The sequence below is a fragment of the Klebsiella sp. JN_Kp127 genome (genome assembly GCF_040062505.1).
Lineage (GTDB): Bacteria > Pseudomonadota > Gammaproteobacteria > Enterobacterales > Enterobacteriaceae > Klebsiella > Klebsiella quasipneumoniae.
In genome coordinates this window covers 70296-83704 of the sequence record NZ_JBEAHS010000043.1, presented here as the reverse complement: position 1 = coordinate 83704, position 13409 = coordinate 70296, and the positions used below count along the sequence as shown (strand labels likewise).

The following is a 13409-nucleotide window of genomic DNA, read 5'->3' as shown; positions in this document are numbered from 1 at the left end:
ACCTGCCTGTCACGCAGGGGGTCGCGGGTTCGAGTCCCGTCCGTTCCGCCACTTATTTAACATTAAGCCTGCTCAGATAGCAGGCTTAGTGGTAAGAAAGCTTTAGGGGCGTAGTTCAATTGGTAGAGCACCGGTCTCCAAAACCGGGTGTTGGGAGTTCGAGTCTCTCCGCCCCTGCCATTTATAAGAATCCTTTGCTCAGGCAAAGGATTTTTTTTATCTCTACTCTCCATCTGCAATATCCCTGTTCAAAATACCTTGCTTCTCTCCGTCCATGGAGAGTACCGCTTATTCCAGGATAGGACTTTTCAGGATCTCGTGGATCTGCGCCTGCTTATCGCTATTTTGTAACCAGATCGCATAGAGTGGGCGGGAAAGCGTAGCGCTGTCCATGACCGTATGTAACCCATGCTTCTCTTTCGCCCAGCGAACAGGTAGCCAACAGCAGCCGTTCAGGCGTGATAATTGCTGGTAGATCAATTCAGCTGAAGAGGTAGTGAGCAGCGGAACATCATCGCTTCCTATCAGACCCACTTCGTTTTGCTGAAAATCAGGCCCCCATTCAAGGCGCAAGTAATTCAATTCATTTCTGTTTTTTGCAGGCGATGCGCAATACAAGGCAAGGGTAAAATTACCCAACAGCTGGCTGCTTAATTCATCCATCTTCGGCGATTCGGTGGTGATCAGCAGATCCAACTGGCGTTCGTGAAGCTGTTTAACCAGCGACTGCCGCTGTGCGATACGCGCTTCAAACTGGAGATTGTAAGGTGCGCTGTAGAGGGTGCCGAGCCAGCCGTTAAGCATGCATTCCCACAGCGAGGCGCTGGCTCCGATGGAGAATTCATTATGTCGCGAAGAGTGTGCGACCTCCTTGCGCGCAGCCTGCCAGGTATTCATTAACGTTTCGGCGTAAGGCAGGAGCTTTTCTCCGGCCGTCGTCAGGCGAATGTTATTACGATGTCGGGTGAACAGGTTCACACCAAGTTGATTTTCCAGCTGACGAATACGAAAGCTGACCGCTGACTGCGTCAGGTAAAGCGCCTCTGCTGCTCGCCCAAAGTGACGAGTTCTGCTCACTTCCAGGAAAGTCTTGAGCAATTCCGTATCCACACCGTTCTCCACAAAATTATTTGTCGTGATGATTTAAATGTTTTGTTTGACGCTCTGTCAAGCGTAACTAATACTCCGCGCCATAAATAGCTCGGCCAAAGAATCAGGAGCGTGTAGGATGGCGGAAAGCTTTACGACGACTAATCGTTTTTTCGACAATAAAAATTATCCACGCGGGTTCTCCCGTCACGGTGATTTCACCATCAAAGAGGCGCAACTGCTGGAACGTCATGGTTATGCCTTTAACGAACTGGAACTGGGTAAACGCGAACCTGTTACCGATGATGAAAAACAGTTTGTCTCGGTGTGCCGTGGTGAGCGTGAGCCGGTAACGGAAGCAGAACGCGTATGGATTAAGTATATGGCGCGCATCAAGCGGCCGAAGCGTTTCCATACCCTTTCCGGCGGCAAACCGCAGATGGAAGGCGCTGACGATTACACCGAAAGCGATGACTAAGAAAAAAGGGCGTAAGCCCTTTTTTTACGCCATCATTTTCTGCAGATGGTTTAGCATCCGGTCTATCGCCCGATAGCTGAGCGCCTCCTGCAAATGACGGCGTTCAATCTCTTCAGCCTCTGCCAGATCGGCAATGGTTCTCGCCACCTTTAACAGACGCTGCCAGGCTCGAATAGAGAGCCCCAACTGCGTTAGCGTCTGTTCCAGCCAGACAGCGTCCTCCCGCCGTAAGTGGCAGCAGCTCTTCATTTCACGATTCTCAAGATGAGCATTGAGCTTATTTTGCCTGAGCATTTGCCGTTCGCGCGCCGCCAGCACCCGCTGCCGGACCGTTGCGCTAGACTCTTCGCCCTGCGTGCCCTGGCTCAGTATCCCTGGCGGCGGCAGCGGGATCTCTAAGGAGAGATCGAAGCGGTCAAGGAAGGGGCCTGACAGACGTCCCAGATAACGTAATGTCTGCTCAGGCGATGTACGATTATGTTTGCCCTGATAATGCCCTGTCGGGCTTGGGTTCATCGCCGCGATAAGCTGAAAGCGCGCCGGATAGTCAATTTTGGCGCGCGAGCGTGATATGTGGATCTTGCCTGACTCAATGGGTTCGCGCAGCGCATCCAGTACACGCCGCTCAAACTCAGGCAGTTCATCAAGAAACAGCACGCCATTATGGGCCAGGGAAATCTCACCGGGGACCGGTAGTGAGCCGCCGCCCACCATCGCTGCCAGCGAGGCGCTATGGTGAGGCGCGCGAAACGGCCTCTGACGCCACCGGGTCTTCGCGGTATGCAGATTGACCAGGCTCTGAATGGCGGTGCTCTCCAGTGCTTCCTGATTGCTTAATGGCGGCAGGAGACCGGGTAACCGGCTGGCAAGCATGGTTTTCCCGGTGCCGGGCGGGCCTATCAGGAGCAGGTTGTGACCCCCGGCGGCCACAATCTCCAGCGCTCGTTTTCCCTGCTGCTGGCCGATAACATCGCGCAAATCTTCGCCGCGTTCATCAACAATGGGTGCCTCGGCAAGAGGCGGTGAAAGCGATGTCTGCCCCGCGAGAAAAGCGCACACCTCCTGCAGATGGTCGGCGACCAGGCAATCGCTGCCGCCGATCAGGCCGACCTCAGCCGCATTATCAGCGGAGACGACGATACGCCGGCCGGCTTTGATGGCCTCCATTGCGCTGGGGATCGCCCCTGGAACGCCACGTAACCCACCTGTGAGGGCGAGTTCGCCCACAAACTCATAGTGATTCAGTCGCGTCGTATTGAGCTGCTCTGAGGCGACGAGAAGCGCGAGAGCGATAGGCAGATCGTATCGTCCGCCCTCTTTAGGTAGATCCGCTGGCGCCAGGTTAATGGTTATTTTCTTGGCAGGGAAAGCGTAGCCGCTGTTGATCAGGGCGCTACGGACCCGGTCACGGGCCTCTTTCACGGTAGTCTCCGGCAGTCCGACCATAGTCAGGCCGGGCAGACCGTTGCTGAGATGAACCTCGACAGTAATCAATGGCGCTTCGATACCAAGCGCCGCGCGAGTATAGACGATGGCGAGCGACATAAAACCTCCTGGACCAGGCAGGATTATGGCTGACCTGTGGTAAAACGGGAGCGGTAATAGTGAGAATTTAGGACCATAAATCCATACTTTTCGCGCTATATCGTTACATTTAGCCGAAAATGGAATTTCGCTCGCAAAAGAGAGTGGCGTGGGAAAGGCACGCGCAAAAGCGCGCGCCAGGCGAGAGAAAACTGAATTTTTTTCATTTCTGATTTTTTTCATATAAAACAATTATTTTTGCTGAAACTGTTAGGCTGCTCAGCAACGGAGATATAAAAAAATCTTGTGTTTTATGTGATGTCTGTGGTACCTCTTTAGGTATTCCTTCGAACAAGAAGCCAGAAAGTACAGAAAATGACAGCCCTTCTACGAGTGATTAGCCTGGTCGTGATTAGCGTGGTGGTGATTATTATCCCACCGTGCGGGGCTGCACTTGGACGAGGAAAGGCTTAATAATCAAGCCTTAACGAACTAAGACCCCCGCACCGAAAGGTCCGGGGGTTTTTTTATAACTGAAATAACCTAAGCGAGGAGCAGATGATGACTTTTAGCATAAAATTCTGTTTCTCCCGATTTATGACGGGGAACTAACTATGAATGGCGCGCAGTGGGTGGTACATGCTTTGCGGACACAGGGGGTCGACACCGTTTTTGGCTATCCGGGTGGCGCAATTATGCCGGTTTACGATGCACTGTATGACGGCGGCGTGGAGCACCTGCTGTGCCGGCATGAGCAAGGGGCAGCCATGGCGGCCATTGGTTATGCGCGAGCAACCGGTAAAACCGGAGTGTGTATCGCGACCTCCGGCCCGGGCGCGACCAATCTGATCACCGGCCTGGCGGACGCTTTGCTTGACTCCATCCCCATTGTCGCCATCACCGGCCAGGTGGCCGCACCCTTCATCGGCACGGATGCGTTTCAGGAAGTAGACGTTCTCGGTTTGTCACTGGCCTGTACTAAGCACAGTTTCCTCGTGCAGTCTCTGGACGAGCTGCCGCGGGTCATTGCTGAAGCTTTCCAGGTGGCAAACTCAGGCCGTCCAGGCCCGGTGCTGGTTGATATCCCTAAGGATATTCAGATGGCGCAGGGCGATCTCGATCCCCATTTCTCTACGGTCGCCGATGAGATGGCATTTCCGCAGGCGGAAGTGGCTCAGGCTCTGCAGATGCTGGCTCAATCGCAGCAACCGATGCTGTATGTTGGCGGCGGGGTCGGCATGGCGCAGGCGGTACCGGCGCTGCGTGAATTTCTCGCCGTAACCCGGATGCCGGCGACCTGCACTCTGAAAGGGCTGGGCGTGGTGGACGCCGATTACCCGTATTATCTCGGCATGCTGGGAATGCACGGCACCAAGGCGGCCAACCTGGCGGTACAGGAGTGCGATCTGCTGATTGCCGTCGGCGCGCGCTTTGACGATCGCGTGACCGGCAAGCTCAACACCTTCGCGCCGCATGCCAAAGTGATCCATATGGACATCGATCCGGCGGAGCTGAACAAGCTGCGCCAGGCGCACATCGGTCTGACCGGCGACCTGAACCGCTTGCTGCCGGCGCTGCAGCAGCCGTTAGCTATCGATGGCTGGCGCGAGCGGAGTGCCGCGCTGCGTGCCGATCACGCCTGGCGTTATGATCATCCCGGTGAGGCAATCTACGCGCCGCTGTTGCTGAAACAGCTTTCCGACCGCAAGCCGGCGGACAGCGTGGTGACAACCGACGTTGGTCAGCATCAGATGTGGTCGGCTCAGCATATGACCTATACCCGCCCGGAAAACTTCATCACCTCCAGCGGCTTAGGCACCATGGGCTTTGGCCTGCCGGCCGCCGTTGGCGCCCAGGTGGCGCGCCCTAACGATACAGTGATCTGTATCTCCGGTGACGGCTCCTTCATGATGAATGTGCAGGAGCTGGGCACCGTTAAACGCAAGCAGTTACCGCTGAAGATCGTATTACTCGACAACCAGCGGTTAGGGATGGTTCGACAATGGCAGCAGCTGTTTTTCCAGGAACGTTATAGCGAAACCACTCTGACTGATAACCCTGATTTCCTCACGCTGGCCAGCGCCTTCGGTATTCCTGGCCAACACATCACCCGTAAAGACCAGGTTGAAGCGGCACTCGACACCATGCTTTCGAGCCAGGGGCCATACCTGCTTCATGTCTCAATCGACGAACTTGAGAATGTCTGGCCGTTGGTGCCGCCCGGCGCCAGTAACTCTGAAATGCTGGAGAAATTATCATGATGCAACATCAGGTCGCTTTACAGGCACGTTTCAACCCGGAAACCTTAGAGCGCGTGCTGCGCGTTGTCCGCCACCGTGGTTTCCAAATCTGCGCAATGAACATGGAAACCGCGGCGGACGCACAGAACATAAATATCGAATTGACCGTTGCCAGCCCGCGGCCCGTCGAATTACTGTTTAGTCAATTAAGCAAACTGGTCGACGTTGCCTGCGTCGAGATCCAGCAACCCACATCACAACAAATCCGCGCCTGAGCGCAAAGGAAGAAAAATGACGACGAAAAAAGCTGATTACATCTGGTTCAATGGCGAGATGGTTCCGTGGGGCGAAGCGAAAGTTCATGTGATGTCCCATGCGCTGCACTATGGCACCTCGGTATTCGAGGGCATCCGTTGCTATGACTCGCACAAAGGCCCGGTGGTGTTCCGTCATCGCGAACATATGCAGCGTCTGCATGATTCAGCCAAAATTTATCGTTTTCCGGTCTCCCAGAGCGTCGACGAACTGATGGAAGCCTGCCGCGAAGTCATTCGCACCAATAATCTGACCAGCGCTTATATCCGCCCGCTGGTGTTTGTTGGCGATGTCGGCATGGGGGTAAACCCGCCTCCGGGTTACAACACTGACGTGATCATCGCGGCGTTCCCGTGGGGAGCCTACCTCGGCGCAGAAGCGCTGGAGCAGGGGATCGATGCAATGGTCTCTTCCTGGAACCGCGCGGCGCCGAACACCATCCCGACGGCGGCGAAAGCCGGCGGCAACTATCTCTCCTCGCTGCTGGTTGGCAGCGAAGCGCGTCGCCATGGCTACCAGGAGGGTATCGCCCTCGATGTTAACGGCTATATCTCGGAAGGCGCAGGCGAAAACCTGTTTGAAGTGAAGGACGGCGTGCTGTTCACCCCGCCGTTTACCTCTTCCGCGCTGCCGGGCATTACCCGCGACGCCATCATCAAGCTGGCGAAAGATCTCGGTATTGAAGTCCGCGAGCAGGTATTGTCCCGTGAATCCCTGTACCTGGCGGATGAAGTCTTCATGTCCGGCACCGCGGCGGAAATCACCCCGGTACGCAGCGTGGATGGCATCCAGGTCGGCGCAGGCCGTCGCGGTCCGGTCACCAAACGCATTCAGGAAGCCTTCTTTGGCCTCTTCACCGGTGAAACAGAAGACAAATGGGGCTGGTTGGATCCGGTAAGTAAGTAATTAAAAATGGGACGGCACGCACCGTCCCATTTAATAAACACAGATGGGAGTAAAAAGAGCATGCCTAAGTACCGTTCCGCCACCACCACACATGGCCGCAATATGGCGGGCGCCCGCGCGTTGTGGCGCGCAACCGGGATGACCGATGCCGATTTCGGCAAACCGATTATCGCCGTCGTTAACTCCTTTACCCAGTTTGTTCCCGGGCACGTGCACCTGCGCGATCTCGGCAAACTGGTTGCCGAGCAGATTGAAGCCGCCGGTGGCGTGGCCAAAGAATTCAACACCATCGCAGTGGATGATGGGATCGCCATGGGCCACGGGGGTATGCTCTATTCACTGCCATCCCGCGAGCTGATCGCCGACTCGGTGGAGTACATGGTTAACGCCCACTGTGCGGATGCGATGGTCTGTATCTCCAACTGCGACAAAATCACCCCGGGGATGTTGATGGCTTCCCTGCGCCTGAACATTCCGGTGATCTTTGTGTCCGGCGGCCCAATGGAAGCCGGGAAAACCAAGCTGTCAGATAAAATCATCAAGCTCGACCTGGTGGATGCGATGATCCAGGGGGCGGATCCGAAAGTGTCCGACGAGCAGAGTAATCAGGTGGAACGCTCCGCCTGTCCGACCTGCGGCTCCTGTTCCGGGATGTTTACCGCCAACTCCATGAACTGCCTGACCGAAGCGCTGGGCCTGTCGCAGCCGGGTAACGGCTCTCTGCTGGCGACCCACGCCGATCGTAAGGAGCTGTTCCTTAACGCCGGGAAACGTATCGTTGAGCTGACCAAACGCTATTACGAGCAGGATGACGCTTCCGCGCTGCCGCGCAATATCGCCAGCAAGGCGGCCTTTGAGAACGCCATGACGCTGGATATCGCCATGGGCGGTTCCACCAACACCGTTCTGCACCTGCTGGCGGCGGCGCAGGAAGCTGAAATCGATTTCACCATGAGCGATATCGATAAGCTCTCCCGCAAAGTGCCGCAGCTGTGTAAGGTGGCGCCGAGCACGCAGAAATACCATATGGAAGATGTGCATCGCGCCGGCGGCGTGCTGGGCATTCTGGGCGAGCTGGACCGCGCCGGGCTGCTGAATCGCGAGGTTAAAAACGTCCTCGGCCTGACGCTGCCGCAGACCCTGGAACAGTACGATGTGATGGTGACTCAGGACGATGCGGTGAAAAAGATGTTCCGCGCCGGCCCGGCGGGCATCCGTACCACCCAGGCGTTCTCGCAAGACTGCCGCTGGGATACGCTGGATGACGATCGCGCCGAAGGCTGTATCCGTTCTCTGGAACATGCTTACAGCAAGGACGGCGGCCTGGCGGTGCTGTACGGCAATTTCGCGGAAAACGGTTGTATCGTGAAAACCGCCGGCGTGGACGACAGCATCCTGAAATTTACCGGTCCGGCGAAAGTATATGAGAGCCAGGACGATGCGGTAGAGGCCATCCTCGGCGGTAAAGTCGTTGAAGGCGACGTCGTGGTGATCCGCTACGAAGGGCCGAAAGGCGGGCCGGGGATGCAGGAGATGCTTTACCCCACCAGCTTCCTGAAGTCGATGGGGCTGGGCAAAGCCTGCGCGCTGATCACCGATGGCCGTTTCTCCGGCGGCACCTCAGGGCTCTCTATCGGTCACGTCTCACCGGAAGCGGCGAGCGGCGGCAACATTGCGCTCATTGAAGATGGCGACATGATCGCGATTGATATTCCGAACCGCAGCATCCAGCTGCAGCTGAGCGATGCGGAAATTGCGGCGCGTCGTGAAGCCCAGGAAGCGCGTGGCGACCAGGCGTGGACGCCGAAGCATCGCCAGCGTCAGGTCTCCTTTGCCCTTCGCGCCTACGCCAGCCTGGCGACCAGCGCTGACAAAGGCGCGGTTCGCGATAAATCGAAACTGGGTGGCTAATCATGGCGGATTCACAACCCCTCTCCGGCGCCCCCGAGGGCGCCGAATACCTGAGAGCAGTGCTGCGCGCGCCGGTTTATGAAGCGGTGCAGAAAACGCCGCTGCAAAAAATGGACAAACTCTCTTCTCGCCTGGATAACGTTATTCTGGTGAAGCGCGAAGATCGCCAACCGGTACACAGCTTTAAGCTGCGCGGCGCCTACGCGATGATGTCCAGCCTGACCGCGGAACAGAAATCCCACGGGGTGATCACCGCCTCGGCGGGCAATCATGCCCAGGGCGTGGCGTTCTCCGCATCGCGGCTGGGCGTTAAGGCGCTGATCGTGATGCCGGTAGCGACCGCCGACATCAAAGTGGATGCCGTTCGCGGCTTTGGCGGCGAAGTGCTGCTGCATGGCGCCAATTTTGACGAAGCGAAGGCGAGAGCGATCGAGCTGGCGCAGCAGCAGGGTTTTACCTGGGTGCCGCCGTTCGATCACCCGATGGTCATCGCCGGTCAGGGAACCCTGGCGCTGGAGCTGCTGCAGCAGGATGCCCACATTGACCGCGTGTTCGTCCCGGTGGGCGGCGGCGGCCTGGCGGCAGGCGTGGCGGTGTTGATCAAGCAACTGATGCCGCAGATTAAAGTGATAGCGGTGGAAGCGGAAGATTCGGCCTGCCTGAAGGCGGCGCTGGATGCCGGTCATCCGGTGGATCTGCCGCGCGTCGGCTTGTTTGCCGAAGGCGTGGCGGTCAAACGCATCGGCGATGAAACCTTCCGTCTGTGCCAGGAGTATCTGGACGACATCATCACCGTCGACAGCGACGCTATTTGCGCGGCGATGAAGGATTTGTTCGAAGATGTGCGGGCGGTGGCAGAGCCTTCCGGCGCCCTGGCGCTGGCGGGGATGAAGAAATATGTCGCCCAGCACAATATTCGCGGCGAGCGACTGGCTCACATTCTGTCCGGGGCCAACGTCAACTTCCACGGTCTGCGCTACGTGTCTGAACGCTGCGAGCTCGGGGAACAGCGCGAAGCGCTGCTGGCGGTGACGATCCCGGAAGAGAAAGGCAGCTTTCTGAAGTTTTGCCAGCTGCTGGGGGGGCGTTCGGTGACCGAGTTCAACTACCGCTTTGCCGATGCCAAAGACGCCTGCATCTTTGTGGGGGTGCGTCTGAGTCGTGGGCTGGAGGAGCGGAAAGAGATCCTCCAGTTACTGAATGATGGCGGCTACAGCGTCGTTGACCTTTCCGATGACGAAATGGCCAAGCTCCATGTGCGCTATATGGTTGGCGGCCGACCGTCCAAAGCGCTGCAGGAGCGGCTGTTCAGCTTCGAATTTCCAGAGTCCCCGGGGGCGCTGCTGAAGTTCCTGCACACCCTTGGCACCCACTGGAATATTTCGCTGTTTCACTACCGTAGCCACGGTACCGACTATGGTCGGGTTTTGGCGGCCTTCGAGCTGGGCGAGCACGAGCCGGACTTTGAAACTCGTCTCAATGAGCTGGGCTATGAATGTCACGATGAGACCCATAACCCGGCATTCCGCTTTTTCCTCGCGGGCTAGTGGTTCGGCAGGATTTTCCAGAAAGCATCAATAAGCGGCTCATGCAGCCGCTTTTTTTGTGCGCAAACGCCGAGCTCGAATGGGGTTTGCTCATCGCTGCGCTCCAGAATCATCACCCTGTTGCGTACCGGCTCCGGACTGTTCTCCAGCACCACCTCCGGCAGCAGCGCCACGCCGCATCCCAGGGCGACCATCGACACCATCGCTTCGTGGCCCCCGACGGTGGCGTAGATCGACGGATTGCTGATTTTATGCCGTCGAAACCACAGCTCGATACGCCGACGTACCGGCCCCTGATCAGCCATGATAAACGGCACTGTCGACCAGTCCGGACGCTCGACGGTCACCTGGTTGCGCACCGGGCAGGGAAGGGCCGGGGCAATTAACACCACGGCGAGGTTCTCCAGCATCGAAAACGCCACCGACCCTGGCAGGGTCTCCGGCTTACCGGCAATCGCCAGGTCGGCTTCGCCGGTGACCACCTTTTCCATGGCGTCGGCGGCGTCGCCGGTCGACAGCTTGATCTCTACCGAGGGATGCGCGGCGCGAAAGCGGTCGAGGATCGGCGGCAGATGGCTATAGGCGGCGGTGACAGAGCAGAAGATGTGAAGCTCGCCGGAGAGCGAAGGGCCCTGCTGATCGATGGCGTGGCGAAGCTGCTGATACTGCAGTAAAGTCTGCTGGGCAAAGGTGCGTAACTCTTCCCCGGCTTCGGTCAGGGTCACCGTGCGATTATCTCGCACGAACAGCGGCTGGCCGAGGTCCTCTTCCAGGCGCTGGATCTGGCGCGAAAGCGTCGACGGGCTGACGTGCATGGCCCGCGCGCTGCGGCCAAAATGGCGGCTTTCCGCCAGATGCAGAAAGGTTTTCAGATCGCGTAAATCCACGGCGCGTACTCCCCGGTTTTGTATTTCATAAAATGCAACGTGACGTTGTGAATATATCAATTTCCGCAATAAAATTCCTGTCATATAGTAAGTTCATTCTCGCAAAAGCGAACCGAACAATAAGCACGACACAACATCACGGAGTTACAGACATGGCTAACTACTTTAATACACTGAACCTGCGCCAGCAGCTGGCACAGCTGGGCAAATGCCGCTTTATGGCGCGCGACGAATTCGCCGATGGCGCAAGCTACCTTCAGGGTAAAAAAGTGGTCATCGTCGGCTGCGGCGCGCAGGGTCTGAACCAGGGTCTGAACATGCGTGACTCCGGCCTGGATATCTCCTATGCGCTGCGCAAAGAAGCGATCGCCGAGAAGCGCGCCTCCTGGCGTAAAGCGACCGAAAACGGTTTTAAAGTCGGCACTTATGAAGAGCTGATCCCACAGGCGGACCTGGTGGTTAACCTGACCCCGGACAAGCAGCACTCTGACGTTGTGCGCTCCGTACAGCCGCTGATGAAAGACGGCGCGGCGCTGGGCTACTCCCACGGCTTCAACATCGTGGAAGTGGGCGAGCAGATCCGTAAAGACATCACCGTGGTGATGGTGGCGCCGAAGTGCCCGGGTACCGAAGTGCGTGAAGAGTACAAACGCGGTTTCGGCGTACCGACGCTTATCGCGGTACACCCGGAAAATGACCCGAAAGGCGAAGGCATGGCCATTGCGAAAGCATGGGCAGCGGCGACCGGCGGCCACCGTGCGGGCGTCCTGGAGTCTTCCTTCGTGGCAGAAGTGAAATCTGACCTGATGGGCGAGCAGACCATCCTCTGCGGCATGCTGCAGGCGGGTTCTCTGCTGTGCTTCGACAAGCTGGTGGCGGAAGGTACCGATCCGGCGTATGCAGAAAAACTGATTCAGTTCGGCTGGGAAACCATCACCGAAGCGCTGAAGCAGGGCGGCATCACCCTGATGATGGATCGCCTTTCTAACCCGGCGAAACTGCGCGCTTATGCGCTCTCCGAGCAGCTGAAAGAGATTATGGCGCCGCTGTTCCAGAAACACATGGACGACATCATTTCCGGCGAATTCTCCTCCGGTATGATGGCGGACTGGGCGAACGACGATAAGAAACTGCTGACCTGGCGTGAAGAGACGGGTAAAACCGCGTTCGAAACCGCGCCGCAGTATGAAGGTAAAATCGGCGAGCAGGAGTACTTCGATAAAGGCGTTCTGATGATTGCGATGGTGAAAGCAGGCGTTGAGCTGGCGTTCGAAACCATGGTCGATTCCGGCATCATCGAAGAGTCCGCTTACTACGAATCACTGCACGAGCTGCCGCTGATCGCCAACACCATCGCCCGTAAGCGTCTGTACGAGATGAACGTGGTTATCTCCGATACCGCTGAATATGGTAACTACCTGTTCTCTTACGCTTGCGTACCGCTGCTGAAAGAGTTCATGACCACCCTGCAGACTGGCGACCTGGGTACGGCGATTGCCGAAGGCGCGGTAGACAACGCCCAGCTGCGTGATGTCAACGAAGCCATCCGCAGCCACCAGATCGAGAAAGTGGGTCACAAACTGCGTGGCTATATGACCGATATGAAGCGTATTGCGGTTGCCGGCTAATTCCTCGCCGTCTTTCGACTGGCCGATGCGTTGGCTACGGTACGTACACCCCAGTCACATAGTTATCTATGTTCCTGGGGATGTACTTCCTGGCCGCCTTCCGGCAAGCCGAAATCCATAGAAGAATGAATTTGTTTAGTAGGCCTGATAAGCGAAGCGCCATCAGGCAAAAACCCGGAGATTAAGATCCCCGGGTTTTTTTATTATTTCCGGTACAGGACTTTGATGATGTGGTAGCCGAACTGGGTATGCAGCGGTCCGGTTGGTTCCAGCACTGGACAGGAGAAGACCACTTTATCGAACGCCGGGACCATCTGGCCCTGGCGGAATTCACCTAAATCACCGCCGCGTTTGCCTGATGGGCAAATAGAGTGTTTCTTTGCCAGCTTACCGAAGTCGGCGCCGTTTTTAATCTGCTCCAGAAGATCCAGAGCCAGTTTCTCTTCTTTAACAAGAATATGCAGTGCTGCTGCTGTTTTTGCCATGATCGTGCCTTGAATAGGTTGAGATAAATCGGGGCGCAATATACCACGCGTCAGCGGCGATAAAGCACCTTAATGATATGGTAGCCAAACTTGGTTTTTACCGGACCGTAGGGCTTGAGAAGCGGGCAGCTAAAGACCGCCTGATCGAATGGGCCAACCATCGCGCCTTGCTGAAACTCGCCCAGGTCGCCGCCGTTGCGCCCCGACGGACATTGGGAATAGCGCTTCGCCAGATGATCGAAGCTGACGCCCCGCTCCAGTTTGGCGAGGATCTCCTGGGCCAGTTTTTCTTCTTTGACCAGGATATGCAGGGCTGCTGCGGTCTTTTTCATGGTTCTGCTCTATGGGTTAATCGCGATTTCTTCACTTTACCATCAGTCGGTAAATCTCGGCTCCGCT

Annotated in this window: 13 protein-coding genes and 1 tRNA gene; 9 read left to right on the top strand and 5 right to left on the bottom strand. The window is 56.9% G+C overall.

Annotated elements, in window-relative coordinates; translation table 11 throughout:
- Positions 1 to 104: 104 nt before the first annotated feature.
- Positions 105 to 180: transfer RNA gene (locus ABLV04_RS16765), tRNA-Trp, on the top strand.
- Between the two features lie 108 nt (positions 181 to 288).
- On the opposite strand, the gene hdfR is transcribed toward ABLV04_RS16765, so the two are convergent.
- Entirely contained in the window at positions 289 to 1110 is an 822-nt protein-coding gene (gene hdfR, locus ABLV04_RS16760; RefSeq protein ID WP_023291542.1) for an HTH-type transcriptional regulator HdfR, read from the bottom strand.
- 118 nt (positions 1111 to 1228) lie between these two features.
- Between hdfR and ABLV04_RS16755 the strand changes: the two genes are divergently transcribed.
- Complete coding sequence (locus ABLV04_RS16755) at positions 1229 to 1567, top strand: DUF413 domain-containing protein (protein ID WP_004886877.1); 339 nt, start codon at positions 1229 to 1231, stop codon at positions 1565 to 1567.
- 24 nt (positions 1568 to 1591) lie between these two features.
- On the opposite strand, the gene ABLV04_RS16750 is transcribed toward ABLV04_RS16755, so the two are convergent.
- Positions 1592 to 3112: a YifB family Mg chelatase-like AAA ATPase gene (locus ABLV04_RS16750; RefSeq protein ID WP_135719613.1), complete on the bottom strand. Its 1521-nt coding sequence runs from the start codon at positions 3110 to 3112 to the stop codon at positions 1592 to 1594.
- A 354-nt stretch (positions 3113 to 3466) separates the two neighbouring features.
- On the opposite strand from ABLV04_RS16750, the gene ilvL reads away from it, so the two are divergent.
- The 6 genes from ilvL (at position 3467) to ilvA (ending at position 10010) form a co-directional block, all read left to right on the top strand.
- Complete coding sequence (gene ilvL, locus ABLV04_RS16745) at positions 3467 to 3565, top strand: ilv operon leader peptide (protein ID WP_001311244.1); 99 nt, start codon at positions 3467 to 3469, stop codon at positions 3563 to 3565.
- A 140-nt stretch (positions 3566 to 3705) separates the two neighbouring features.
- Entirely contained in the window at positions 3706 to 5352 is a 1647-nt protein-coding gene (gene ilvG / locus ABLV04_RS16740; protein ID WP_023291544.1) for an acetolactate synthase 2 catalytic subunit, read from the top strand.
- Complete coding sequence (gene ilvM / locus ABLV04_RS16735) at positions 5349 to 5606, top strand: acetolactate synthase 2 small subunit (protein WP_004886870.1); 258 nt, start codon at positions 5349 to 5351, stop codon at positions 5604 to 5606. The genes ilvG and ilvM overlap by 4 nt, the downstream gene beginning before the upstream one ends.
- Positions 5607 to 5622: 16 nt before the next feature.
- On the top strand, positions 5623 to 6552 hold the full coding sequence (gene ilvE, locus ABLV04_RS16730) for a branched-chain-amino-acid transaminase (protein WP_002883171.1): 930 nt from the start codon (positions 5623 to 5625) through the stop codon (positions 6550 to 6552).
- Positions 6553 to 6612: 60 nt separating this feature from the next.
- Positions 6613 to 8463 carry a dihydroxy-acid dehydratase gene (gene ilvD / locus ABLV04_RS16725; RefSeq protein ID WP_023291545.1) on the top strand — a complete coding sequence of 617 codons (1851 nt, stop codon included), beginning with the start codon at positions 6613 to 6615 and terminating at the stop codon, positions 8461 to 8463.
- A gap of 2 nt (positions 8464 to 8465) precedes the next feature.
- Positions 8466 to 10010, top strand: coding sequence for a threonine ammonia-lyase, biosynthetic (gene ilvA / locus ABLV04_RS16720; RefSeq protein WP_017899412.1), 1545 nt, complete (start codon positions 8466 to 8468; stop codon positions 10008 to 10010).
- Here the strand turns inward: ilvA and ilvY are convergent.
- On the bottom strand, positions 10007 to 10897 hold the full coding sequence (gene ilvY / locus ABLV04_RS16715) for an HTH-type transcriptional activator IlvY (protein ID WP_012543253.1): 891 nt from the start codon (positions 10895 to 10897) through the stop codon (positions 10007 to 10009). The two genes, ilvA and ilvY, sit on opposite strands and share 4 nt — an antisense overlap.
- Before the next feature lie 152 nt (positions 10898 to 11049).
- Here ilvY and ilvC point away from each other — a divergent pair, with 152 nt between their 5' ends.
- A complete protein-coding gene (ilvC, locus tag ABLV04_RS16710) occupies positions 11050 to 12525 on the top strand; it encodes a ketol-acid reductoisomerase (RefSeq protein ID WP_023291546.1) in 1476 nt (491 codons plus the stop codon).
- Positions 12526 to 12728: 203 nt separating this feature from the next.
- Here the strand turns inward: ilvC and ppiC (ABLV04_RS16705) are convergent, their stop codons facing one another.
- Together ppiC (ABLV04_RS16705) and ppiC (ABLV04_RS16700) are read right to left on the bottom strand one after the other, a co-directional pair.
- Positions 12729 to 13010, bottom strand: coding sequence for a peptidylprolyl isomerase PpiC (ppiC, locus tag ABLV04_RS16705; RefSeq protein ID WP_004886861.1), 282 nt, complete (start codon positions 13008 to 13010; stop codon positions 12729 to 12731).
- A 50-nt stretch (positions 13011 to 13060) separates the two neighbouring features.
- Entirely contained in the window at positions 13061 to 13342 is a 282-nt protein-coding gene (gene ppiC, locus ABLV04_RS16700) for a peptidylprolyl isomerase PpiC (RefSeq protein WP_032454495.1), read from the bottom strand.
- Positions 13343 to 13409 lie beyond the last annotated feature (67 nt).

What these genes read in the sequence shown, in the direction of transcription:
- ABLV04_RS16755 (WP_004886877.1), top strand. Translation starts at nt 1,229, where the DNA reads ATGGCGGAAAGCTTTACGACGACTAATCGTTTTTTCGACAATAAAAAT.
- ABLV04_RS16750 (WP_135719613.1), bottom strand. Translation starts at nt 3,112, where the DNA reads ATGTCGCTCGCCATCGTCTATACTCGCGCGGCGCTTGGTATCGAAGCG.
- ilvL (WP_001311244.1), top strand. Translation starts at nt 3,467, where the DNA reads ATGACAGCCCTTCTACGAGTGATTAGCCTGGTCGTGATTAGCGTGGTG.
- ilvG (WP_023291544.1), top strand. Translation starts at nt 3,706, where the DNA reads ATGAATGGCGCGCAGTGGGTGGTACATGCTTTGCGGACACAGGGGGTC.
- ilvM (WP_004886870.1), top strand. Translation starts at nt 5,349, where the DNA reads ATGATGCAACATCAGGTCGCTTTACAGGCACGTTTCAACCCGGAAACC.
- ilvE (WP_002883171.1), top strand. Translation starts at nt 5,623, where the DNA reads ATGACGACGAAAAAAGCTGATTACATCTGGTTCAATGGCGAGATGGTT.
- ilvD (WP_023291545.1), top strand. Translation starts at nt 6,613, where the DNA reads ATGCCTAAGTACCGTTCCGCCACCACCACACATGGCCGCAATATGGCG.
- ilvA (WP_017899412.1), top strand. Translation starts at nt 8,466, where the DNA reads ATGGCGGATTCACAACCCCTCTCCGGCGCCCCCGAGGGCGCCGAATAC.
- ilvC (WP_023291546.1), top strand. Translation starts at nt 11,050, where the DNA reads ATGGCTAACTACTTTAATACACTGAACCTGCGCCAGCAGCTGGCACAG.
- ppiC (WP_004886861.1), bottom strand. Translation starts at nt 13,010, where the DNA reads ATGGCAAAAACAGCAGCAGCACTGCATATTCTTGTTAAAGAAGAGAAA.
- ppiC (WP_032454495.1), bottom strand. Translation starts at nt 13,342, where the DNA reads ATGAAAAAGACCGCAGCAGCCCTGCATATCCTGGTCAAAGAAGAAAAA.